The 23,860-nt window shown below is 40.7% G+C and carries 21 protein-coding genes and 1 pseudogene; 9 read left to right on the forward strand and 13 right to left on the reverse strand.

What is annotated here, in order from left to right:
* Nucleotides 1-4 precede the first annotated feature (4 nt).
* From AC0VZ8_RS13060 to AC0VZ8_RS13100, 9 genes and pseudogenes are all read left to right on the forward strand, one after another.
* Complete coding sequence (locus tag AC0VZ8_RS13060) at nt 5-784, forward strand: class I SAM-dependent methyltransferase (RefSeq protein WP_475487096.1); 780 nt, start codon at nt 5-7, stop codon at nt 782-784.
* The gene (miaA, locus tag AC0VZ8_RS13065; protein WP_071218243.1) at nt 774-1,721 is read left to right on the forward strand and encodes a tRNA (adenosine(37)-N6)-dimethylallyltransferase MiaA; all 948 of its coding nucleotides are present in this window, start codon (nt 774-776) and stop codon (nt 1,719-1,721) included. Before AC0VZ8_RS13060 ends, miaA begins: the two co-directional genes overlap by 11 nt.
* Before the next feature lie 53 nt (nt 1,722-1,774).
* A complete protein-coding gene (hfq, locus tag AC0VZ8_RS13070) occupies nt 1,775-2,014 on the forward strand; it encodes an RNA chaperone Hfq (protein ID WP_071218242.1) in 240 nt (79 codons plus the stop codon).
* Nucleotides 2,015-2,200: 186 nt separating this feature from the next.
* Nucleotides 2,201-4,882, forward strand: a complete 2,682-nt coding sequence (locus tag AC0VZ8_RS13075) for a transglycosylase domain-containing protein (protein WP_475487097.1) — start codon at nt 2,201-2,203, stop codon at nt 4,880-4,882.
* Nucleotides 4,883-4,981: 99 nt separating this feature from the next.
* Nucleotides 4,982-5,539, forward strand: a complete 558-nt coding sequence (locus AC0VZ8_RS13080; RefSeq protein ID WP_071218240.1) for a ribonuclease FAU-1 family protein — start codon at nt 4,982-4,984, stop codon at nt 5,537-5,539.
* Nucleotides 5,539-6,192: a YdcF family protein gene (locus AC0VZ8_RS13085; protein WP_475487098.1), complete on the forward strand. Its 654-nt coding sequence runs from the start codon at nt 5,539-5,541 to the stop codon at nt 6,190-6,192. The genes AC0VZ8_RS13080 and AC0VZ8_RS13085 overlap by 1 nt, the downstream gene beginning before the upstream one ends.
* 82 nt (nt 6,193-6,274) lie before the next feature.
* A pseudogene (locus AC0VZ8_RS13090) lies at nt 6,275-6,853 on the forward strand (AAA family ATPase); the annotation flags it as partial.
* Between the two features lie 14 nt (nt 6,854-6,867).
* Nucleotides 6,868-7,239, forward strand: a complete 372-nt coding sequence (locus AC0VZ8_RS13095) for a hypothetical protein (RefSeq protein ID WP_475487099.1) — start codon at nt 6,868-6,870, stop codon at nt 7,237-7,239.
* A gap of 164 nt (nt 7,240-7,403) precedes the next feature.
* Nucleotides 7,404-8,336 carry an AAA family ATPase gene (locus AC0VZ8_RS13100; protein WP_475487100.1) on the forward strand — a complete coding sequence of 311 codons (933 nt, stop codon included), beginning with the start codon at nt 7,404-7,406 and terminating at the stop codon, nt 8,334-8,336.
* A 47-nt stretch (nt 8,337-8,383) separates the two neighbouring features.
* Here the strand turns inward: AC0VZ8_RS13100 and AC0VZ8_RS13105 are convergent, their stop codons facing one another.
* The 13 genes from AC0VZ8_RS13105 to AC0VZ8_RS13165 form a co-directional block, all read right to left on the reverse strand.
* A complete protein-coding gene (locus tag AC0VZ8_RS13105) occupies nt 8,384-8,782 on the reverse strand; it encodes a hypothetical protein (RefSeq protein ID WP_475487101.1) in 399 nt (132 codons plus the stop codon).
* 19 nt (nt 8,783-8,801) lie between these two features.
* On the reverse strand, nt 8,802-9,719 hold the full coding sequence (locus AC0VZ8_RS13110) for a peptidoglycan recognition protein family protein (protein WP_475487102.1): 918 nt from the start codon (nt 9,717-9,719) through the stop codon (nt 8,802-8,804).
* Between the two features lie 18 nt (nt 9,720-9,737).
* A complete protein-coding gene (locus AC0VZ8_RS13115; protein ID WP_475486871.1) occupies nt 9,738-10,739 on the reverse strand; it encodes a GIY-YIG nuclease family protein in 1,002 nt (333 codons plus the stop codon).
* Between the two features lie 194 nt (nt 10,740-10,933).
* Nucleotides 10,934-11,383: a phage holin family protein gene (locus AC0VZ8_RS13120; RefSeq protein ID WP_475486870.1), complete on the reverse strand. Its 450-nt coding sequence runs from the start codon at nt 11,381-11,383 to the stop codon at nt 10,934-10,936.
* 166 nt (nt 11,384-11,549) lie between these two features.
* Nucleotides 11,550-11,687, reverse strand: coding sequence for a hypothetical protein (locus AC0VZ8_RS13125; protein WP_475487103.1), 138 nt, complete (start codon nt 11,685-11,687; stop codon nt 11,550-11,552).
* A 16-nt stretch (nt 11,688-11,703) separates the two neighbouring features.
* Entirely contained in the window at nt 11,704-12,135 is a 432-nt protein-coding gene (locus AC0VZ8_RS13130; RefSeq protein ID WP_475487104.1) for a hypothetical protein, read from the reverse strand.
* Nucleotides 12,136-12,150: 15 nt separating this feature from the next.
* A complete protein-coding gene (locus AC0VZ8_RS13135) occupies nt 12,151-12,555 on the reverse strand; it encodes a hypothetical protein (RefSeq protein WP_475487105.1) in 405 nt (134 codons plus the stop codon).
* Nucleotides 12,555-12,866 (reverse strand): hypothetical protein, encoded by a 312-nt coding sequence (locus AC0VZ8_RS13140; RefSeq protein WP_475487106.1) that lies wholly within the window; start codon nt 12,864-12,866, stop codon nt 12,555-12,557. The genes AC0VZ8_RS13135 and AC0VZ8_RS13140 overlap by 1 nt, the downstream gene beginning before the upstream one ends.
* Nucleotides 12,867-13,508, reverse strand: a complete 642-nt coding sequence (locus AC0VZ8_RS13145; protein ID WP_475487107.1) for a phage tail protein — start codon at nt 13,506-13,508, stop codon at nt 12,867-12,869.
* The gene (locus tag AC0VZ8_RS13150) at nt 13,508-14,515 is read right to left on the reverse strand and encodes a hypothetical protein (protein ID WP_475487108.1); all 1,008 of its coding nucleotides are present in this window, start codon (nt 14,513-14,515) and stop codon (nt 13,508-13,510) included. Before AC0VZ8_RS13150 ends, AC0VZ8_RS13145 begins: the two co-directional genes overlap by 1 nt.
* Before the next feature lie 294 nt (nt 14,516-14,809).
* Nucleotides 14,810-15,970, reverse strand: coding sequence for a hypothetical protein (locus AC0VZ8_RS13155; RefSeq protein ID WP_475487109.1), 1,161 nt, complete (start codon nt 15,968-15,970; stop codon nt 14,810-14,812).
* A gap of 32 nt (nt 15,971-16,002) precedes the next feature.
* On the reverse strand, nt 16,003-16,869 hold the full coding sequence (locus tag AC0VZ8_RS13160; protein WP_475487110.1) for a hypothetical protein: 867 nt from the start codon (nt 16,867-16,869) through the stop codon (nt 16,003-16,005).
* A gap of 50 nt (nt 16,870-16,919) precedes the next feature.
* Nucleotides 16,920-23,816 (reverse strand): phage tail tape measure protein, encoded by a 6,897-nt coding sequence (locus AC0VZ8_RS13165; RefSeq protein ID WP_475487111.1) that lies wholly within the window; start codon nt 23,814-23,816, stop codon nt 16,920-16,922.
* Between the last annotated feature and the right edge of the window lie 44 nt (nt 23,817-23,860).

The following is a 23,860-nucleotide window of genomic DNA, read 5'->3' on the forward strand; positions in this document are numbered from 1 at the left end:
CTTCATGATTATAACAACTGGAGAAGCGGAAGCGCCGGACATTGTGGAGCGCGCGATAAGTTTAGCCCGGGAAACCGGCTGCCGTTATGTCCAGCGCGGCGGTCATTCATTGCGAAAATTAGCACGCAGGTTCGGAGATGACGACGTGTTGGTCGTACTGAACGGACATGTACGTCTAAGCGGAACGGACGGCTCGGTCATGGAATTTCATCCGAGTATGGGGTTTGTCCGATTGAAACGCGTACTGAGCGGAAAACCCGATCCTATGCTGGAGGCTTCCGGAATGGAGGAAGGGGATTCCGTACTGGATTGTACGGCGGGGCTTGGAGCCGACTCCCTGGTATTTTCGGGCAAGGGCGGCCCGAACAGTCGGATCACTGCTCTGGAAAGCTCACTTCCCTTGTATGCGCTGCTGAAAGAAGGGCTTCGGACCTATGAAAGCCATCTGGAGGCCAGTGATCAGGCGATGAGGCGAATCGAGGTCAGACACAGCCATTACCTGGATTATTTGAAGTCGCTGCCGGATCGGAGCGTAGACATTGTTTATTTTGATCCGATGTTCCGCGAACCGATCGCCGAATCGGCTTCCATCCATCCTTTGAGACATTATGCAAACGGGGAGCCGCTGGAAATGGAAAGTGTGAGGGAAGCGGTTAGGGTCGCGCGCAAAACCGTTGTCATGAAGGAAGCGCGATCCAGCGGAGAGTTTGAACGGCTTGGCTTTACATTGCCTGAACGGGGAAAATCGAAAATAACGTACGGAGTGATTTCCATTGATAGATGAAACCAAACCGAAACTGCTCGTTCTTATTGGACCGACAGCTGTAGGTAAAACCAAAATGAGCATTGAAATTGCGAAGGAATTCGGATGTGAGATTATCTCCGGCGATTCGATGCAGGTATACCGGGGAATGGATATCGGAACAGCCAAAATTTCTGTCGAAGAAATGGAAGGCGTCCCCCACCATCTCATTGACATTCACGAGCCCGATCACCCCTATTCGGTAGCCGAATTTCAAGAGCAAAGCCAAAGGCTCATTACGGAGATCACGCAGCGGGGAAAACTTCCGTTCATTGTTGGCGGAACCGGCCTTTATGTGGAGTCAGTGTGCTACGGCTATCAGTTTAGCGAGACCGGAGCGGATGAAGTTTTTAGGGAAGAGCAGTTCCGCTATGCCAATGAACACGGAGCCGAGGCTCTTCATCAAAAATTGGCAGAGGTTGATCCTGAAACGGCCGAACGGCTTCACCCTAATGACCTACGTCGGGTCGTTCGTGCTTTGGAAGTATACCATATGACCGGCATCCCACTTTCGGCCCAGCTGGCGCCCCAAACCAAGCAATCTCCCTATGACTTATGCTTGGTCGGTTTGACAATGGACAGGCAAATGCTATATAACCGTATTGAAGAGCGAATTGATCTTATGCTGAGCCAGGGACTTGTTGATGAGGTGGCGGCGCTCATGGACAAAGGATTCGCTCCGGGACTTGTATCCATGCAAGGGCTGGGTTATAAGGAAATCGTTTCATACCTTAGCGGAGAATTCAGCTACGAGGAGGCCGTCGTGCTGCTCAAGCGCGATACACGCCGTTTCGCTAAGCGGCAGTTATCTTGGTTTCGCCACATGAAGGACATCGAGTGGGTAGACGTCACCGACTCGGGAAATTTTTCTGCAAACTATCAAAAAATCCGTGCTATAATAGCAGGAAAGTTTCACTGAAATCTTGAATATATTTTCAAAACAATCTAAATGAACCATTGGGGGTACGGCTAATGAACAAGTCCATTAACATCCAAGACACGTTCTTGAACCAACTGCGCAAAGAGAACATTCCGGCCACGGTATACCTTACAAACGGCTTTCAGATCCGTGGAACGATCAAAGCTTTTGACAATTTTACCATCGTGATTGACAGCGACGGCCGTCAGCAAATGGTGTACAAGCATGCTATCTCCACGTTCATGCCGCAGCGTAATGTGTCCCTGATGCAGGATAACAGCAGCGATCAATAGATTTTAGAATGGTTTTATAAAGAGCAGAATCATACCGTCAACTGATTAATTTGAAACTTTTTGGTTTATAATTCGTTTAGCTTATAAGGAGTGCAGAGAGCAACCTGAGAAGGTTGTTCTTTTCTTTCCGAGGCATGACCTATAGTCAGAAGGCTTGATCCCGCAAGGGAGTAAGGAGGGGGACAAATGGCTGGAAAAGATAATCAGATGTCACGGTTGAATAAAAACAAAGACAACTCGAAGACATCCAAAACCACGAAACCGAATGCGAAGAAGAAAAAGGGCAAGGGAAAGCGAATCGCATGGGCGTTGTTTTTCACCGCCGTCATTGCGATCTTCTGTGCGCTTGCAGGTTATTTGTTCATCCTGATCAGCGGTGAAAAGCTGCTGGAGCAGAATCAGGATAAGCTGACCGCATACGGTACTTCCAAGGTATATGACCGTAATGGCGCGCTGATGGGCGAACTATCCCTCCAGAAGAGTGATCCCGTGAAGTACGAGGATATTCCGGAGAAATTGATCCAAGCATTTATTGCAACAGAAGATAAACGATTCATGGAGCACAACGGCGTGGATATGTGGTCGATCGGCCGCGCAGCTGTAAAGGATATCATGGCCCGTTCCATGGTCGAAGGCGGAAGTACGATCACGCAGCAGCTGGCGAAGAATATATTCCTGACCAGGGACAAAACATTCTTCCGCAAGGCGACGGAAATGTCGATCGCGCTGGCGCTTGAGCGTCAGCACAGCAAACAGGAAATTATCGAGATGTATTTAAACCGGATTAACTTCGGGGGACCTTATTACGGCATTAAAGCCGCATCTGAGCGTTATTTCGGCAAGTCGGATCTGAATGATCTGAAGCTATGGGAAATGGCGACACTTGCGGCGATGCCGAAAGGGCCGTCCCGATATAATCCGCTTAAGAATCCAGACCTCTCCAAAGAGCGGCGCGCGGTCGTATTGACCTTGATGGAGCAGCAGGGGTATATCACTGCCGAAGAGGCGGCGGAAGCCAAGAAAGTGGACTATGCTTATACACCGCCTGAAAGACAGCAGAAGTATACAGCGTTTATCGATTATGTCATGGAAGAAGCCGAAGAGAAGTGGGGCCTTACCGAGGACGACGTTAACATCGGCGGTTATCAGATTTACACCACGATGGACGTGAATGCCCAGACGGCAATGGAAGAAGAGTTCAAGAATCCGGAAAACTTTGAAGAAAGTCCGGACGACGTGCCGGTTGAAGGTTCTATGGTCATCATAAACCAGGAAACCGGCGGTATCGTAGCCATGTCCGGTGGACGGGAATATACGCGCGGCGGGTTCAGCCGGGCTACCGACAGCCGTCGTCAGCCGGGATCCGCCTTGAAGCCGATTGTATCGTATGCACCGGCGCTGGAATCCGGGAAGTTTACGAAGGACTCCAGATTGAGTAATAAAAAGCAATGTTTTGGCAGCAATTACTGTCCGAACAACCTGCACGGTTACTCGGAGACCATTGGCATGCCGGAAGCGATTCAGCGTTCCGAGAACATTCCGGCCGTATGGCTGTTGAACCAAATCGGCGTAAAAGCCGGATTTGAGTTTGCTCAGAGTCTCGGCATCAAGATGACCGAAGGCGACGCGAACTTATCCCTGGCCCTCGGTGGAATGGATACAGGTACGAACACATTTGAGATGGCACAAGCTTTCAGCGCCTTTGCCAATGGCGGAGAATTTAAAGAGGCTTTTGCGATCAAACAGATTAAAGATAACAAAGGCAAGGTTGTGTTTGAGAATAAAGGCAGCAAAGGGAAGCGCGTAATGAGCGCTTCGACGGCTTCGCAAATGACGGACATGATGAAGCGCGTCGTAGAGGACGGAACGGGTAGAAATGCTCGGATCAGCCGTCCGGTAGCCGGTAAGACCGGGACCACGCAGAGCGGCTATAAGGGCGTCAGCTCGAACCGCGACGTATGGTTTGTCGGATATACGCCGGAGTTAACGGCAGCTGTATGGATGGGTTATGACAACCCTGACCGGCAGCATCTGCTTAAACGAAGCAGTTCGATTTCGGCTTCCCTATGGGGCAAAGTGATGGAGAAGGCAGTTCAGGGATATGAAGCCAAGAGCTTCCCGAGTACCGAGCCGGTACAGCCGCCTGTAGAAGAAACGACATTAACTGCAGTCAGCGGTTTGACGGGCTCCTATAATGGGGAGACTCAGACTGTATCACTGAGCTGGAATCCGGTTCACGGCAACATTCAATACCGCGTGTACCGTAAGGAAACGTCGGAATCGGAATACACCCGCATTCTCGATTCCTTGGGAGGAACCGCTATAGAGGATATGAGTGCGATGGAAGGATTGACTTACGATTATTACGTGACGGCCTTCGATCCATCTACCGGCGATGAGTCGGAACCTTCGAACCTTTTACAAATCGTGGCTGTGTCCGAGGAATTGCCGCCTGAGGATCTGGAACCCGATCCGGGAGACACCCAGGAACCGCCTCCGGTTGATGAAGGTGACAACGGAGCAGGCAATGAGTTCCCTCCTGGAAATGATGGCAACGGGAACGGAAACGGCAATGGCGAGCCAGGCAAAGGGAATGGTGAAGGCCCAGGCAATGGCAACGGAAATGGGAATGGTAACGGTAATGGTAATGGAACGAATCCTCCTGACAATGGAAACGGAGCCGGGAATGGCCAAGATGGTCAAATTCCTGGCGATGGATCGGATGGCTCAGGAGATGGATCTAATAATGGCGACACAGGCACCGGAGGAACCGACACCGATTCGGGCAATATTCCTACGGTACCGGGAACCATTGTGGAGCCGTCGGATCCGGTTGACGGATCTGACGAGTCCCAGGACAGTCCATAATGATTTTGAAAGCCTCCGCATGATTGCGGAGGCTTCTTTGTTTTGAGTGTGAAACCCAAATGTGGTAAGCTGGGAATACGAATGGGGAGGAAAAGTTCCATGAAACGTAAATTCGGAGATCGGGCGAATTGGCGCCGTATCACCCGCCGGCACTTCACTTCCCGGTATGTGGAATGTGAGCAATTTACAGGGTATCTCACGTTATATACCATATATGGCCTGAAAGAACCGTTGTGGAAGACGTATGGCCGTCATACTTACCGAATCGCGGACAAAGGCTATTCATGGCTGCAGTATTATCCGAAGGACAGCCATTTCATCGTGACAGCCATGTTTGATGACAAACGAAATATTGTTCAATGGTACATCGATATTTGCAAGAAACAAGGGGTAACGGATCAGGGTGTGCCTTGGTTTGATGATCTGTATTTGGACGTTGTTGTCGTCAAAAATGGTGAAGTGTTCCTGCTGGATGAAGATGAGCTTGAGGATGCCTTAGGGCGGAATGACATTACCCGGGATGATTACAGGCTTGCCAAGGTGACCGCACGGAATCTGCTTCGGGCCATCGACGCGCATGAATTCCCTTACTTTATGATGTCTCTGAAGCATCGCGACCAGTTATTTCATAACGGAGAGTTCAGGAGGAAGAAATAATGCGTCAGGAAATACATAAGAGTCTGCCACGAGCAGGCACCAAGAAGAGAGCATGGTATCGGAGAGGGATGATTACCCTGCTCTCTCTCGTTGTTCTTGGAGTGCTATGGTCAGGTTATGCATATTGGAAGATCGAAAGCGCCGTCAGCAGTCCGTCGGAAAGAGCGGATGTCGGCATCATCTTGGGTGCTTCCATGTGGGGAGATCAGCCAAGTCCTGGGCTTCGCGAACGGCTTGAGCATGCACTGGTTGAATACCATGCAGGCCGTTTTGATACCTTCATCGTTTCAGGCGGCCTTGATAAGCCCGGGTATCCATTTACCGAAGCCGAAGGAATGAGAAATTTCTTGGTCGACGCGGGCGTACCCGAGGAACAAATCTTCCTGGAGAACGAAGCTACGAGCACTTACGAGAATTTGCTCTTCAGCCAAGCAATAATGGAGGAGCATGGGTGGAAGACCGCCATTATAATAACCCATGACTATCACGGGACGAGGGCGATGGAGGTTGCGACTACCCTTGGTTATGATCGTCCTTCTATATCGCTGACGGAATCTACCGTTTTGCCGATGGCCAAACACAAGTCTAGGGAAGTGCTGGCTTATACGAAATGGACGGCCGATCGGCTGTTGATCGCCATGGGTGTCCTATGAGGACGAAACTTCTAATAAGCAGGCTGTAAATAGAATACATTGGAATAGATAGTCAGCCCTTTGGATAAAGAGGTGAGGAGCAATGAACGGGCGTGTAACGGCCGCTAACGGCCGATCTGAAGGACGGCCATCCAGGCAGATTAATGTCGTGCTCCGCAGCGCGGAACCTCCACTCATCAGCAGTGCGGTTCCGGAACGCGAACCGGCCCCTTCGCCAAACCCTGTTTCCCAGCACAGTCTATTCCAGGAAATACAGAAAGAGCTGGATCAACTGGTAGGTCTTGAACAAATCAAAGACCTGGTATTTGAAATCTATGCTTTGCTTCAAGTGGCCCAGATGCGTTCGGAAGCAGGCTTATTAAGCGGCGGTCATGTGTACCATATGATTTTTAAAGGAAATCCCGGAACAGGGAAAACAACAGTCGCCCGTATCGTGGCAAAGCTGTTTCAGAAGATGGGCGTGCTTAATAAGGGTCATCTGGTCGAAGTGGAACGGGCGGACCTCGTAGGTGAATATATCGGTCACACGGCACAAAAGACCAGAGAGCTGGTTAAAAAAGCGCTTGGAGGGATCCTGTTCATCGACGAGGCTTACAGTTTGGCGCGCGGTGGCGAGAAGGATTTTGGCAAGGAAGCGATCGATACGCTGGTCAAGGCGATGGTTTAGATTTTCATGTGTTTGATTCAATCGAATTAGGTAAGCCCAAGTGGGGCGGTAAAGAATTTAAATCAAAACCAGACTCTTATGAAGAGCATCTTGAGAAAATGATTCATCTTTATCAAGATGAACTGATGTCATTTGAGGAGATAGGTAAACATTTAGGTATAGATTGGTGGAGCATTAAACAATTATTTAATAAACACAATGTTCCCAGGTTATCTACCCAACAAAGGGCAGCTCTAAAAAGGAAGAAGGTGTATCCGTTAATTTACGAATTACACTTTAGACATAATTTATCTTTCAATGAGATATATAAAAAGTACGGCTTTAGTCCAGCCTTTTCTAGACAGGTTTTAAGGGAAGGTAATGAGGATGATACTCGTTAGCCCCACATATGTTATAAAATTGATTGTGAGGCCTTATAGAACGTCTCAGAGGCAATATGCAAAAGTGGCCCACCTTGAGGAATATGAGCAAGTACATACTTTGCTATTGCGAGGTGATTTCTTTGGGCGGGAGCCTTAGACAAATAACGATTAACGATTCCCGAATGAACATTACATTTAAAAACCAAGAAGAGGAAAAGGAATTTATTAAGGAGCAGATAAAGGAATCGGCTAAGCAGACAGAGCAGAATGAATCAATTAACCAAATATTTCATGAGTTGAATTCAATGATTGGTTTGGAGAAGGTTAAAGATCTGATTTATGAAATTTATGCTTTTCTTCAAATCGAGAAATTGAGAAGTGAAGTGGGCTTAAAGGTTGGTGCTCAGTCATTTCATATGTTATTTAAAGGGAACCCAGGAACAGGGAAGACAACAGTTGCTCGACTCGTTGCCAAACTGTTTCAGAAAATGGGATTACTAAGTAAAGGTCACCTTATCGAAGTGGAACGCGCTGATTTGGTTGGGGAATATATCGGCCATACAGCACAAAAGACAAGAGAATTAGTTAAAAAAGCGATGGGTGGAGTACTTTTTATTGATGAAGCCTATAGTCTAGCCCGTGGAGGGGAAAAAGACTTTGGTAAAGAGGCAATTGATTGTCTTGTTAAAGTAATGGAAGACAAGAAGGATGATCTTATAATAATTCTTGCTGGATACCCCGATGAGATGATTGACTTTATGGAGACAAACACCGGTTTACCATCTCGCTTTCCTATTAAAATAGACTTCCGCGATTATGATGTTGATGAACTCATCCTTATTGCTAATAAGATGGTTAAAGAACGTGAATACACTTTGAGCGAAGCAGCAAGCAGAAAACTCAGAGAAATTTTACTTGATGAGAAAATAAGTGAACCTATATTTAGCAATGCTCGTCTTGTCCGCAACCTAATTGAAAAATCCATTCGACATCAGGCTGTTAGATTAATGAGTAGGCATACTAAATTATCTAAACAGGATCTAATGCTGATCCTTCCGAATGATATGGTTTCAGCAGTGGAAAATGGAGATAAAAGTGAAAGCATAATTTCGTGAAAAAAAGCCCCTCAAAAGGAATTTATCCTTAAGAGGGGCTTTGCTTTTTATTCAGTCTTCGTTTTCTCTGAGTGCTCAATGCTTTGTTCAACGATAATTTTCATCAATTTGAGCTCTGATTCACTAGGAGTTACGTCCATTTTCTTCAAAATACTATCGGTAATTTCTAATGAAAGTGACAGTTTCTCTTCCTTACTGTCTGCCTGATACAACTTACCAACATGTGTAACCACTTCATCGGCAACATCAAGAGCGAAGTTCGCTTTGTTCTTATCAATGCCTTTTACATTAACCACATCAAGAACCAAGCGAACAAAGTCAAATGTATCAGACACTTGCTCCATTGTTTCTTTATTGATGATGTTACGCTTTTTCAATGCAGGTACGACAAATAAACCTGCAACCGCCGCTGCAAGAACAATAAGAATAATATGTAGATCGTTCATAATGTCCTCCTAATTATATTTATTTGAATACACCAGCACGATACAAAACAGTTACAAGCGAGTAGAAATCAGCACTACGACCTTCAGGAGTGTTAACAACAGGGTTACCACACTGATCTTTAAGATTAGTAAGAGCCTCAACAGCTTCTTTGGCATAGGTAGGAATGTTCATTGCATGTTTGCCTTCCAACGATTCAACGCGCTCCTTTACATTCTTAATGGATGCTCCTTGTTCTTGAATACCTTTCTTAAGAACATCTTTACTGTTGGTTAGTGCGTCAAGTTCATTCTTTAGATTTTTAACTGTCTGTTGTAGTTTTTCAAACTCTTGTTTTTCAGATTGAGTCATAGGTTCATCATCCTCTTTAATGTTATTGGTTAGGCAATCTTCATATTCAGTAACAACATCTTTTAACATTTGTTCGTATGTTCTTTGGCTGTCCAATAAACCCGATCTTGGATCTGATTTTCGACCTGGGTCAAGTATGAAATGTCCTACAATCGACTTCTTGGGGTCAAGGTTGAACTTATAACATATGTATGCCATGACCCATATGTAACGCTTATATGCCTCATTAGAATTTATATTAGAGCCGTAACAGTACTCAACTCCGATTGCTGCATCATTAGCATCACAACCAAACATTTCATTATCTTTTTGTTTGTTATAAAGGACATGCCAAGCTTTCTCAGGTGTGCCCGTGAGTGCGGGAATGCATTCAAAGATGTATTTATCATCAACAAAAAGGTGAGCAGATGCCGATTGTTCATTTTTAGAATTCTCATAATAATTTATATTGTTTAGTGCAGTAGAACCCTTATTGCCTGTATCATGAGCAACAATAAACTTAATTTTGTGTGCTTTGATGCCCGATCTGCGTTTTGTGTTTGGGGTTAAATATTTTGGTATAATGTTGTATTTCATTTTGAAGGACATTGCGCATATTCCTTTCTATTACTGTTCTTGGAATGTGATGTCATATTTATTTTTTTCTTCTGGGTTTGAATAGTATATCTCTAAATCTCGTTTTAATTTTTTTGTTATAATTCCATGTCGAATCTCACTGATACGTTTATTTTTAATCCCTGTTATATTTACGATCTCTGAATTTCTATAACCCTTTTTTAAGTATTCTTTAATTAATATATATTCCTGTACACCAATCACTGGCTTCTTCTTATTGCTATTGATTTGCTCGACAGTTTGAATTAAATGTATATCCAATCTATCTTCGTCAGAAATAGTAACATGAGTCCAAACAAGTTTTCTTTTAATATTATTAATTGTTTGAAAAGACACACAATATAGATTTGCGATATCCGATTCTGTAAGATTAGATAGTTTAAGCAAAAGTTTAATTTCAGTAACTTGCGCTTCGTTCAAAGCAGACATCGCATTTTTTGATCCTCTTCGACTGTCACCAATGGCTCTTTTGGATTTTTCTGTATGACGTCTGCCTTTTGAGCTTATACTAATCTTCCTTTTCGTATCTTCACTTACAATATAGTATTTAGCTCTATTTTGTTGGGCTTTTTTCATCCTTATTTTTACTTCTTCTGAATATTTTTTCCCTCTGTGAGCGTCGCCAATTTTATTTTTAGTTTCTTGTGTGTGTTTTCTTCCCAAGCGGCCTGGAGATGATGAAATATTAATGTTGAACCCAATCTTTTTGTCATACGATTTCATTGCATCTAGATAATATTGCTCCCTTTCGAGGAGTTTTGTCTTGTCTTCAACTACCTCTAGTACTTCAAACTTAAACTTGCTTGCTCCGTATTTATTCCAGGAATTTTGGAGATGTTTGTTATCATGAGATTGTTTTCTTAAATCTCTTTTGTGTTCATTCCATCTTCGTCTTATGTTAATACTGCTTCCAATATAGATCTTATTGTTTATTTTGTTTTCAATTTTATATATTCCGCTAACTGCATCTAGTGGTTTAGATATTTCTAACACTCCTTAAATAAACAAAAACAGTTTCCATATTGGAGAACTGTTTTAAGATAGTTATTGATTTTATTAGTCAGGATAAAAAAGGGTAGGGGAGACTAAATAGCTATATCCATCACTCATCATGCATGCTATAATCTTTGTGGGATGATACTTTCGCAATTGCTTCTAGTAGGGGCTTTTAAGAAAATATCATCCTTTTATTTTTGATTAGATTTATCTTCACCCTTACTTTTCATTGCTGTAATTGCAGTTTTGATTTGAGAGGGCAATGGGACATCCAATCTTGCCAGATTCTCTGCGACACTGATAAGTTCGTTCCCCAAATAAAACCACACCCCACCAACCATCAAGCTTAGATGCCCATTGAGACCAAGGAGTTTATCGACTTGAAAGAGTAAGGCAATAACTATAAACATTAAGAATTTTTTGAAAATTCCCCAGAATCCCTTATTTGAATTCAATCCCTTAGTGTTATCGCCAGGGTTCTTTCTGCCCTCATAATAAGCAGCAGCAATGCCTGTTACATAATCCACAACCACAAAGATGGCAAGAGCTGTCAAAGATTGATTCCAACCTCCAAAAAGAAATGTTATTGCCGAGCCTCCTAAGGTGTAAACAAAAAATTTGAAAAGTGTAGATTCATACACTGAATTGCCTCCAATAGTCAAAATAAAAAGGACTCCTCAAATGAAGAGCCCTCTAACAAAAATTCTATATTTTTTATAATTTGATGATTTCAAAAACCCTTATAAAATAAGGCTTTTTTGAACACATAGTTTTAATAAAATGTCTCTTTTATCAATATTTTTATTTTTATGCCGTTCCGTTTACTACTTCAGTTACAACTGGCTTAAGATTGTACAATTGCGGTACTTGGTCTAATGTGTAAGTTCCACCCATTACCAGGCTAACCCAAACCTTAACTAATCCACTGTCTTTTGTAAATGCCATATTTGGTCACCTCCTCTCATGCTGTTGGAGCCGCAATCATCATCGTTAATTCGGCAATTGCTTGCTTATTTTCAATGTCTGCCTGTTTTAGCTCGTCGATCTCTTGTGTTAATGGTTTTACTGGCTCTTGTGGTACTTCTGGATTGTTCGGATCACGGTACTCAAATTTAAGATCGTAATGTTTATCACCGATTAATGTTGTGATACCTACAACCTGCTCTGATATTTCTACAATACTGTACGAAACACTTTCATCAAAATCTTGTGAGTATTTACCATGGTCCAATAATATCCCGAGCACTGTTTCTGGAGTTCTTTCAGCCAATTTTATAAATGTTTGAAAGTCCTCTTCAACTGTAGATTCTCTTACCGCACCTCCCATCTCTCTCCGATCAATGATAATTCCCCCTGTAATACTATCCCAGTAAATTTTTCGACCTAGATCCATTTTTAACATCTCCCTTTAAATTCCATAAACTACATAAGGAATGTTAGTCGCATAATCGAGTTTGTGGCTGAGTGTAAAAGTAACAGAATTGTTTTCGAATAGGGCGGTTGAAATCGCCGTAGAACTTGAACCACTAGTTCCATCATTGGAATTGTTATAATTAATAGTCGCAGGGTCACTTAGGAAACCAAAGGCATCGGCAGCTATATATCCTCTAGACGAAGCTGTATAGCCTCCACCAATTCTCAAATAAATTTGAATCACAATTAACATAGGTTTGAACGCTAAATTCGTGACTTGATATGGGTAATTGTCTGTTTTTTGGGCGGTCAGAGAACCTGTTGCTGATTTGAAAATAGCAGATCCACCTTGGCCGTCTAATTTAAAGTTATCCAGCGAGTAAATATCCAACACGGGCATTACGGCGTCACCTCACGACCGCTAATATAGTAATTAACACTTCCCGACGCTCCAGCGTATCCCGTTATCGTCTCTCCGGCTTGCAAAATCTGATCAAGAAATGGAATAGTAATCGTATCATTCGCCTTAATTACGTGTCGAAAAATAACTTCAGTACCAGCTAAAGTCAATGTAACTGTTGTATCAGTGGTTGTTTTGTTACATAGGGTAACAGCTTTAATAAAAGTGGTCGTATTGAATGGTACAGTATATATAGTCGCGCTCGCGGTTCCAAACGTACCCTTACCTAATCTTTTGCTTACATCTGGCATTTATAGCGCCCCCCATAATAGTTTAGATTCAATTTCATTAATTTTATTTAATGCATTTTGTGCAGCTGTCAATCCAGCAGTACCCTGATCAAATGCGGTTTTAAGCGCCTTTTCAGTTGATGCCACATTCTCTCTAGTTCCATCTGTTGCATTGGATAGAAGAACTAAACCTTTTTCGGTGAGTGAAGCATCTGGAATGTTTTTTACTTCACTATTTACTTCATTTATTGCTTGAACCAAAGACCCTTTAGCAGTGGTTGTTAAATCGCCCATGATGCCAATATCATTACGTAATTGGCCAGCAGTTGTACCATCCAGGTACTGAATAACATTGTTGGTCTTTTGGTCAATTGCTTGCAAAGCAGCATCTCTATGCTGGTCAATAGTGACCACCACTTTGTCTCGTATGAAAACTTCCATATTAACAAGGGCATCTGCGAATTTATTCCATTCGTCCGCAGACATGAGTTTGGAGCGTAATTGATTAGTTAGATGCCCTAATTCTTGTTCCTCGGCTGGAGTTCGATTTTCTTTAAGTTTTAACTCTTGGAATCGATGAATAGCTGGTACGTCAGAAGCAAGAATTTCGGTTTTGAAAGTAAACGAATCAATATCAGATGGAAAGTTGGAAAAATATGCCATTAGATCACCTCTGCAAATATATTCATGTCACAAAAAATCTGTTGAATACAAACAAACAAATTCGTACCTACAACTTTTGGACTAACATTATGTGAACGATACCCATATACATCTTTGAACACGTGGAAGCAATTATCTCGACTCCAGTATTGGAGTGACAATGTTCCGGTTTCGCTCTTTAAGAAAAATAGATCCACATCACTTTTGATGTCTTTCATCCAAATTTTGATTGTAAAATCATCTTGTAAACTGAATCCCTCTGAGAAATCAAATACATCATTTCTTAAATCTATGTATTCTCCATCTATAAAAATAGGTGGATTTTTGGTTTTACCAATAATCTGAATTGTGTTCCATGATATTTTAATTCCAGCATTATCAACATTCTCAGCAGTTAGATTAACTTTGATGTCTGGTTGCTGATATTGAACCTTAAACTGCATCAAACCAGATGTATTAACTAATCCTTTTGCGCTTGTTGCTTGCGTTTCTATATAATAAGTTGTTCCACTCTGTAGATTTTCAATCAACAAGCTAATGTTTGGGTCAGTGCTTATTGTGGACTGATATATCTTTGTTTTATTAACGTCATATAAGTACATAACCCAAGATCGAATTGGAATGTTCTCAGGTTGACTATAGGTTGCAGCAAATACATAAGAGGGAGAATTGACTGTGTCTACAGGATTCATAACAACTGTTGGCTTACTTGAAGTTTGGAAGATCTCTCTGTCAGATGTAGCTGAAGCACCTTGTTGATTCCATATCGTTACATCAATTTTATATTCCAGTCCATTTTGTATTGAGCCAGAAGGAATTATATGGTTTTGTGCATAAGATGTTAACTTTCCACTATTGTAGACTGTTTGATTATCCGAGTTGCGATAGACCGTTACTTGAAATGCAACACTAATATCTCCTGAGACTTGCCAAGTAACAGGGGTGGGGTCATTACCATCCAGAGTTTGACCGCGAATGTTTATATTAAAAGGCTTTTGAATTGCCATTTGTCCACTTCCTTAAACCGCACGTTTGCATAGGACAAATTTGTCCTTTGAATTTCCATTGATATAGACCACAATTACGTTGTCTTGAGGGGAGAAATTAATATCGGGATTACAAGGAACTGGTTGTGGTGTAGAAGAACCATCAATTAATACGTTAAGCATTTTATTACTAATTACAGAGTCAACCTTCCCGAGATGCCAATCTCCATTAAGTAGGCCTAAATTTCTAATCTCTGTGCGAACTATTTCGGATAGTAATTTGTAGATATAGTCTTGTGAGTTAGAGTTATGCAATTATTGAGCCTCCATTTCAATGAAATCCCAATTATCAATTACTTTTCTATGCTTTACACATTCAACATTCATTAATTCAGGTCTCAGAGGTAAGGAGAAATTCTTGATCAAGAACTTTCCTTCAACACTGTTTTCAGGGTCAATGATTTGGATAATGTCATAAACATCATGAAGAAAATTTGGGCTGATAGATAATGACAATTGTTCCGAGTAACCCAATCGACCCTTTAACTCGTATTTGGCCCTCCAGAAGCATTCTTCCTTCGTTTTTAATAATGGGTCTGGATTTCCGTTATTATGATAGTAGAGAATGTCACCTATCTTTTCTATAGTGTATGGACTATCCTTCCAATAGGGCTTGGATTCCGTAACAACCAATTCATAACTACAAGTTGCTGTTTGGGAAGACCCACCGCATACAAAAACACGATTGGCCAGATTTGATTCATCCATTTTTCTGATGTTGCCAGCATAGAATTTTTCGTTAGGATCGTTGTATCTATATGTCCATGTTATAGGCTGTGAATCAAAGTCATTCAAGTCAATTTTCTTTAGTCTTAGAAAGCCAAATACATCATAGTAAATTTCACATTTTGCCAATAAAGCTAATTCTGAAATGGCATCATACAGGCTGTCGTTTGGTTCATAGGTGAGAGTGTATGGAACAGTTTCAGTAACTGTATCAAAGTTAAACTGTGTTTCACCCACTTTAGCAGCAAGTGTCTTTATTGCAGTAGCTATATTTGCGCCAACTTCTATGGTTGTTTGGTATTTGAATTTTCCTCGCTTATCGGTGTAAAGGTACATCTTGTCTTGACCGTTGATAACAGTCGTTTTCCCGTCCATTGTGTGGTTGTCTTCCGGTTCTGTTAGGATGAATACCCCTTGTGGAATATACTCTATATTACCGTTTCTTAATTTAAGCCCGATAAAAACTTTTACTCTTTTGTCTATCCAAATTAGATTCCTCTCACCAAAAGAGAATTCATTATTTTTATTTAGTAGAGAGAATGTAAAATTTCTGCGGATAGGCCTTGAGTAATCTACTGATATTGAACCTAGATCGCTTTCTACAATCTGTTTAGTATATTCATTTATATAATTCATTTTTGAATCGTAGAATTCAAACTTTAGGTACACTTGTTTGACTGGTGATTTCATTGCGTCTAGAAATTCCTGAGAGCATGGTATCATTAGATGGCTCCTCTTATGTAATCCTCATAAGTTCCAATTTCCATGAAATCGAATGTGATGACAGTATAATCATGTCCAGTCCAAGTGTTCATTGGGGTAGAGGATCTTGGATTACTAATATCGCACACAAACATTCTTCCATCAGAAGACTTAACTAGGAAAGGTTTATGATTATGTATAAAGTTTTGGAGAATCTTTTGATAATCTAATCCTGAACGACTAAACTCTTCAGGAATTATTACCGTAGAGAGAGAGAACGTCTCGTAATTCTTATCTGAATAATAAACAGATGGATACTTGCTTAATGTTTCAATTATCGTTCTCCCTTGATTAAGTTGTGTTTCAACATTTTCAATTGACCCAATTGCTTTATCAAATCCCAGTACTTGATTAGTGTCTTTGTCAACAACCCAGAATCCAACGAAATCAGATCTAACCTGAACCTCCACAGCCTTACCATCTAACATGTTTTCTGCCAAAGGCACAATACTATAAATTAGATCTGTGTTTGGTTGAGTGTAGTCTATATACTCGATTTTGACGTTATTCTGAAAAGGGACTGTTGCTAAAGTATATGAAGTGAGTTCATCAGCTCTCCTACGTTTGATCATAAAGGATACAATCTTAAGTCCATTATTGTTGATATTACCGCCCTCAAGGTCTCCGTTAAACTTAAAGATTGCACGAGTATCAACTTCCCATTGTCCTTTCTCACTACCCGTAGAAACCGATGAGTCTGTGGCTTCTCTAATCTCAAGCTCATCGTATATTCCATTCTTTAGTTCCCCATAATATGTGTTTTTAAGTGCACCTCCAGGACTCCTAAAAAAGTGAATGCCGTAAAAATCGTAACCCATTATAGCCATTTGATCACCTCGATTATTAGAAGATAGGAGGGAGGGGAAATGCCCCTCCGTTATTTCCTATTGGATTGGATATGAGTTTCAAGACCTTTAAAGAATTCCATTGGGTTGTTTGCTTTTACTGTAATTGGCCCTGAGAATGTGTACGTTGTTCCTGAGTCCATGGTTAATGTTGGTTTAATTACGTTTATATTTGCTAAGGTGTTCTTGAAAGAGTCGGAAATTGTATTAACCATTTTAGGTATCTGTGTTACCATTTCTTTTAGTTTCTGTTGATGTTCTTTGGTGAGCACCAATTCACCCATTTTTAAAATAGCAGGCAGTTCGTTTGGAGCCAAAGGCTCTTCACCAACTACACCACCAGTGTGATATTTCTTTGTTACGCTAACGACTTTTCCTCTGATAGGCCCAGGTGAATTTGTAAAACTTCCAGACGAGTTGCTGAAAGAGCCTGATGGTGTTCCTGAAGACCCACCACCACTTGTTGCAGCAGCGGACATAGAAGCCATAGCAGCCGCTAGTGAAGCCATCTCATTATAAATAGCCTGTAATTCAGAAAGCTTGGATCGGACTTGACCTATATATACATCCCATTTAACGAGTGAGGAAGCCTGCCACCCATCAACTACAAACTGTAGGAGTTTAGTCCCTTCATCAGCGGAAATTGTTCCGTCTTCCAATCCTTTTTGAAGCGCTATTTGAAATTCTGTCATTTTATTCTGAGTGTCATTCACGGTTTGAGAATAAAGATTAGAAAGACTTGATTGATAAAGTCGCATAGACTCAAGACTCTGTTGATTAATCTGTCTGGTTCGTTCGAGCTTTTCCTGAAGTATGCGAACAGTTTCATCTTTTTGCTTTTGTAATCTATCAATTTCATCCTGCACAGCTTTCTTAACATCTTCACGTTGATACTGTCTGACTAGTTCGTCTTTTTCCTTTTCCAGTTCCTCAACTCGGGCTTTGTCGTATGTTAGAATTTCTTCGCCAGTTTCAGTGATATAAGAGAACCGTTTGTCATTCTTAACTTTGTTGATCTCATCATTAAGTTCCTGTAGTCGTTTAAGTCTGTCTTCTTTTTCTATTTGCTCGTCTAAATTTTTCAGAATTTCTTGCTGTCTATTAATTTGATCATCATAAGATCTCTCTGTATTCTTGATTAAATCTTCAAGGGAATCTTCTTCTCTGCGATACTGCAATTCAGTGTCTCTGATTGAATTGTTTAATTTATCAATTTCTTTCTTTAAACTACCAATAAGATTGACCTGTGAAGTGATTTGGGATGCAAGAGAAGAGAGGTTACTGAAATTTACGTTGCTTAAATCAACACTAAAATCCAGAGCAGTTTTCACTTGCTTAGCAATATCTTTTACTCTGTTCGCATAATCTTGTAATTCAGAACGAGCCTGATTGGATGTATCAACAAACTTTACGCCTTCCAGATGGACTCCATCAATCTTATCGAGTGAAGCTATGATAGCATCAACCGAGTCATCAAACTCGTCAATGTCAAACACATCTCTAGCATTTAGAGATTCTTTGAGGGTATCAAAGATGTCTGTAATTTTTCCAAAGGCGATATTATTGAGGGCTGATGTTACACCTTTTATAGATGCTTCATAGTCCCACCAATCAGTTGATAATTGATTTAATCGTTCGCTAAGTTCTTTCTTTTGAGAAATGGTTAGTTTCTCTTTTTTCAGTTGTTCACGAATTAACTCTGCTTCTTTATGTGCAAGGTTTTGCTGTTGTTTTAGTAGTGGGATCTGACTGAGCAGTTCCTTATTATATTTTTCTGTGCCTTCAGTCATGGTTGACAATTTTGCATTAGAGAAGGCAATCTTATCTCCATATGATTGAATCTGCTCATCAATCTCATTCAATGAACTTGAAAAGAGAGCAAAAGTCTTCTGTTGTTTCTGTTCCTGAATTTCCAGCCATTTAAGACTATTCTGTTCCATTAACTTATCAAATTCGCCAGAGGTGATTTGTTTATCTTTAACAAGTTGTCTCAGTTTCTCATTTTGATTATGTAACTCGTCTTGTTGCTTAGTTAAATAGCTAATCTGAGACATTTCTTCTTTTCGCCATTCTTTTGATGTCTCGGAATATTTGGATTGTTTAGTTTCTGACTTTGAGATATTATTCTCAAACTTCTCAAGCTTATTATTGGACTCAAGCACTACGTCATTGATAAAATCAATTGTCTTACTATAGATTGTGTTTTCTAACTGACTAACTGTATTTATTGCATTGTTTTTTGCTTCATCAAGTTCACTTTGAGATGGAAGGGTAATTTTATTCTTTGCTGACCCCGAAGAAGTAACAGTTGGCGATGCTACTACTGGAGCAGCAGTGGTGGTGTTTGTAGTGGTGGATAGTGTTCCACCCATTGAATTGTAAGCAGCCAATACTTTTGGAGCATAATTTCTAGTTTCTTTAAATGGAATATTGTTAAGTTGTCCAGTTTTCTTCCATTTGTCTACGTTACCTTCACCAGCATTGTATGCATAGAGTGCTAAAGTTACATCGCCATCATATTTATCCAATAGACGAGCAAAGTGCGATGTTCCACCTTTAATGTTTTGTTCTGGGTCAAAACTATTCTTTACACCTAATCCTCTAGCTGTTTTAGGCATCAACTGCATTAAACCTTGAGCACCAGCAGACGAAACTGCATTTGCATTAAATCCGCTTTCTGTCTGGATGATTGCAGCAATTAATCTAGGGTCAACACCGAACTGAGTCGCATACTGATTGATAATTGATGCATATCTTCCCGAAGCAGAACCTGAAGAGGTAGTTCTTGTACTTGTAGAAGAGGATGGAACATAAGCAGATGAAGATGGGGCAGTTCCCTTTGTTGTGGTTGTTATCTTAGTTGATACCAACTTTTCAGGATTGGCGATACCTTCTTCATAAAGCTTCTTTTGTTCTTTGAGTAACGAAATCTCTTCCATTAGCGATTTACGATACTCAGCTGATCCTCTTTTAATTTTACTTCGCTTGTTATTTAGTTTGTCTAATTCGGTTTGAATTGCACGTAATCTCTTTTGGGTCTCAGTTAGAATCTCATTTGTCTCGGAAAAAGTCTCATTACTATTCTCTTGTTCACGATTATTTTCTTCTGCAGTGTACTTAAGACTCTCTGCTGCAGCATCCAATGCACCAAGACGTTTCTCTAACTGATCGATTGCCTGTTCAGCTGCCAAAAACGTTGTCTCTGGAATCGGAATGAGACTAACTGAGTTAGCCGCCTTCATAGCCAATAGCCCAACACGGGCAGTATTAATAAAGGCCTTAGCCATCGCTTTTTCAGCATCAACTACCGCTATCTCTTCTTGTTTCTTAACCTCAATATAGTCTAAAATCTGTTCTTTACTGGCGTTAGACACATCGATGTAGTCGTCATAAACCTCGATTAACTCAATCATTGTATCAATTGATACGTGATTAGTGTCTTTCAGTTCCTTCTGTGCCTTATTGAGCAACTGAATGTTTGTTTTAGATTTGGCAACGTTATCTAATTGAGATTTAAGCGTGACAACTGTGTTAGCGAGTTCTGCCGTTGCTTTGTTTGCCTCTTTCGTGCTGTTTGAGAAGTCTGTAATAACAGTGCTTATTTGAGGGAACTGTTTCTCAAGTCCAGATAAAGCGTTTGAAAGGATAGTGAAGTCGCCACTTTTAAAAATTTCAGATAAATCAATCTTTTCTGAGGTTATTGCAGTTGCAATATCTTTTGAAAGTTTTCTATAGTTTGAAATAATTAAGTCTTTATTATCTTTATTAATATTAACTGACTTTACATACTCTTCAGCAACTTTATCCAGGATACTTTTTAGGTTCTGGTCATCGCTTGAGAGAGAGTTTAATAAATCCTGATTGATATCTCCAAAACTAGAAATGAACTTCTGCTTGGCTTCATCAATTTTTGCACTGTTAAGAGAAATGGTTTCGTCAATTCTAGCAAAATTCTTATTGATGAATTCAACGAACTTGGTAAAATCAGAATCATTCCAATCAATAGCCGCAAAGAATTTATTTGCGTCATACTGACTTAATCCGCGATCTGTAAAAATCTTCTCAATGTCACTTTGGAATTTGTCTAATTTACTGACATCCTCAAGATCGAAAACTTGATCTATTGTGATTCGATTATTCTTAAGGAATTCCTCTACATATGTAGCAGCAGCTTTGGATGCTTCCGCTAACTTCTGTTCAACTTTTGCTTGCTCAACTACTGCCATAGCGTCAACGATATCCTGTGTAGGCTGTGTTAACGCCTCAGATGCCATCATCGCCAATCTGCCTTGTTTTGCTGCGAGAAGTTCCTTTTCTTTTTGAATCAATCTGTCGATTTCTTGACTGGTTTTATAGACAGCTTCACCTTCATCAGTATAATGACTAATGATAGAAGGCATGATATCTCTCATTTGTTCTCTAATCGACAGCAGTTCCTCTTGAGACTTGTTACCCGATTTGTATTGCTCATTCAGGCTTTCGAGTTGAGAGATGCTATAAGATGTATCTGTAATACTCTCTTTTAGATTCTCAACACTTTCAGTTGTTTGATCAACGGAACTTTTTGTTTGACTAAACACTGAGTAGATCAACGAGCCAACAGATACCAATAAACCGAAAATACCAAGTGCTCTTTGCATTCCCGTTAGAGCAACAGCGGTCGTATTTGCAGCATTACCCGTTGCAACAATTGCGGCTCTGGTTGCAAATAAAGATGTGATAGTGGAGGAGAGTCCACTAATTAATCCAGTAATAGCTCTACTCTTAAACGTTAAAATTATGCCACCAACAATTAAAAAAGTATTTCCTAAGTTGTCGAGAGTCTTAATTGCCGCAGTACCAAAATCAATTAAAGATTTTAGAAAATCTGTGCTAATACTATCACTCCAGAAAGCATTAGCCGCGTTCTTAAATTTTGCGATTCGACCTTCCATGGATTCTAAATACTTTTCGTTTTCTCTTGCGGCACTGCCAAAAGAGTTAAGACCAGCCTCCAGAGAAAGTTGAGCATCTTTCCAGTTAGCAATCATTGATGCGGCAATGTTGCCTTGATGCTTACCAGCTACTAACTCAACAAATTCTGCCTGTTGGAAGTCCGAAAGACGATCCCAGACGGTAGATAAGTCCTCAAAAATCTCATATGTACTTTTGAATGTATTGTCATTCTTTTTAAGAGAAAGACCAACTGAATTAAATTTCGCTTCAAGAGTAGGGAGGAGTTTGGTTAAATCTTCTCCATCGTCACTAACACCCCTGATACGCATTGAAATAGTCTTTAGAGCGTTACCCACTCTTGCAGGATCTTGAATAGTTGTATTGGCAGCTGTGATCATAGCAACTGATTGTTCAATAGTGTTACCTGCACCACTTAAACTTGCAGCAGAACGTCTCATTGCTTCACCAATACCTGCTGAACTAATAGCAAATTTATTACCAACCTCGTTGTAAATATCAACGACATTTTGAATATTTTTACCCTGAGCGTCTACCTCAACACCAAAGCCTTTAATTGTTGCTATCAGTGCTTCAGACGCCTTTTCAGCAGTATTGATATCTCCGACATTTTGGTAAACGAGTGTTTCTTCTGCAAGGACTTTAGCTTGTTTTATTGTATATCCAAGACGCGCCCATTCAGTAGTTGATTTAATAACATCTAGAGTTAGGCCACCAATGGAGTCAGCGACACCCTGAGCTTCTGTGATAAATTGCCGATATTCTTCTGCAGTATTATCTGTAACTTTTTGAAGGTTGGTCATTGCAGTATCTAAATCATAAATATACTGAATGCCATTCTGAAGCGCTCTAAGCGGCGCATAAAACGCTGTTGCCGATGCCATCCATATTGGAAAGCGTGTCATTGCTGTTTTCATTGCCTCACTAAAACCAAGTGTGTGACTGGTTGCTGTTTTAGCATTTGCCGCTACTTGTTTTAGTTGTGAGTTGATGTTGTCAAATTGCGATTTGAAGTCTCCTATACTTCCTGTAGACTTCAAACGGTTTAGTTGAGATTCGATGTCACCAAGACCACTTCTTACATTTGTATCATTGCCGAATCTTCTTCTGATGTCTGCAATTTTGGTTTCGGTATCCGATAAGGACTTTAGATACTGCTGCTCTCGTTTAGCATTTTGCTGGAGAGCCAAATAGTGCATTTTCTCTAAAGCTTCTTCTCTTTCTTTATTTGTTTTCAATGCTTGATAGTGGGCTTTATCAAGCGCTTCGAGTTCCTTATAGTGGGCAGCTTGCTCTTTTTCTGTCTTGTCTTGCAATGCCTTACGAATTTTGTATTCTTCTTGTGCAATCTGCTCTCGCTGTTTATTAATTGCTTGTTCTTGAGCAAGAGCATCTTTCTGTTGCTGGAGGTAATTAGTTACTTCATCATAATTTTTAACTTTTCCAGATGAATTGGTACGAACATTGATCAATTGTCCTAGTTCGTTCTTATATGTATTGGTGTAACTAGTTACTTGACCATGAGCGTTTTTATTGGCTTTTTGTTTGGCAAGGGCATAGCCTTCAAGCTCCTTTTCGAGTTGTTGAAGGGTTTTAACTTGAGCCTCATAACCTTGGGATTCCATTTGTATAGTCTTCTTATTTGCATCATGGATAACCCTGGTCTTATTGATTATCTCGCCATTCTTTAGTATTTGCTCAGTTGTTCTTTCAATTGTTCCATCGAGTTTTCGGTGTTCAGTAATTGTTTCTTGAACTACCTTGTTCTGTGATGCCAGTGCTACATTTAGTTTTCCGGTTGCTTCAATAAACTTGTTGATGGATTTTACAAAACTGTCATCAACATCAATCTTCAAGTTCAATTTTTGAAGATTCTTTGATTTACCAAGGGCTTTAATTGCTGTATTGATATCACGTAGAGCTAATCCCTGATTCAACTCAGCTGATATTAATATGGAAAGATTTGAATTTGACATGTGTTCACTTCCTTTTAAATAATAAAAAAGAAGCGATCACAACA

The sequence above is a fragment of the Paenibacillus sp. QJM3NY_38 genome, from assembly GCF_056173265.1.

Coding starts and splice junctions, on each gene's coding strand:
- AC0VZ8_RS13060 (WP_475487096.1), top strand. CDS start 5: ATGATTATAACAACTGGAGAAGCGGAAGCGCCGGACATTGTGGAGCGC.
- hfq (WP_071218242.1), top strand. CDS start 1,775: ATGAACAAGTCCATTAACATCCAAGACACGTTCTTGAACCAACTGCGC.
- AC0VZ8_RS13075 (WP_475487097.1), top strand. CDS start 2,201: ATGGCTGGAAAAGATAATCAGATGTCACGGTTGAATAAAAACAAAGAC.
- AC0VZ8_RS13080 (WP_071218240.1), top strand. CDS start 4,982: ATGAAACGTAAATTCGGAGATCGGGCGAATTGGCGCCGTATCACCCGC.
- AC0VZ8_RS13085 (WP_475487098.1), top strand. CDS start 5,539: ATGCGTCAGGAAATACATAAGAGTCTGCCACGAGCAGGCACCAAGAAG.
- AC0VZ8_RS13100 (WP_475487100.1), top strand. CDS start 7,404: ATGAACATTACATTTAAAAACCAAGAAGAGGAAAAGGAATTTATTAAG.
- AC0VZ8_RS13105 (WP_475487101.1), bottom strand. CDS start 8,782: ATGAACGATCTACATATTATTCTTATTGTTCTTGCAGCGGCGGTTGCA.
- AC0VZ8_RS13110 (WP_475487102.1), bottom strand. CDS start 9,719: ATGTCCTTCAAAATGAAATACAACATTATACCAAAATATTTAACCCCA.
- AC0VZ8_RS13125 (WP_475487103.1), bottom strand. CDS start 11,687: ATGGCATTTACAAAAGACAGTGGATTAGTTAAGGTTTGGGTTAGCCTG.
- AC0VZ8_RS13130 (WP_475487104.1), bottom strand. CDS start 12,135: ATGGATCTAGGTCGAAAAATTTACTGGGATAGTATTACAGGGGGAATT.
- AC0VZ8_RS13135 (WP_475487105.1), bottom strand. CDS start 12,555: ATGCCCGTGTTGGATATTTACTCGCTGGATAACTTTAAATTAGACGGC.
- AC0VZ8_RS13140 (WP_475487106.1), bottom strand. CDS start 12,866: ATGCCAGATGTAAGCAAAAGATTAGGTAAGGGTACGTTTGGAACCGCG.
- AC0VZ8_RS13145 (WP_475487107.1), bottom strand. CDS start 13,508: ATGGCATATTTTTCCAACTTTCCATCTGATATTGATTCGTTTACTTTC.
- AC0VZ8_RS13150 (WP_475487108.1), bottom strand. CDS start 14,515: ATGGCAATTCAAAAGCCTTTTAATATAAACATTCGCGGTCAAACTCTG.
- AC0VZ8_RS13155 (WP_475487109.1), bottom strand. CDS start 15,970: ATGAAATCACCAGTCAAACAAGTGTACCTAAAGTTTGAATTCTACGAT.
- AC0VZ8_RS13160 (WP_475487110.1), bottom strand. CDS start 16,869: ATGGCTATAATGGGTTACGATTTTTACGGCATTCACTTTTTTAGGAGT.
- AC0VZ8_RS13165 (WP_475487111.1), bottom strand. CDS start 23,816: ATGTCAAATTCAAATCTTTCCATATTAATATCAGCTGAGTTGAATCAG.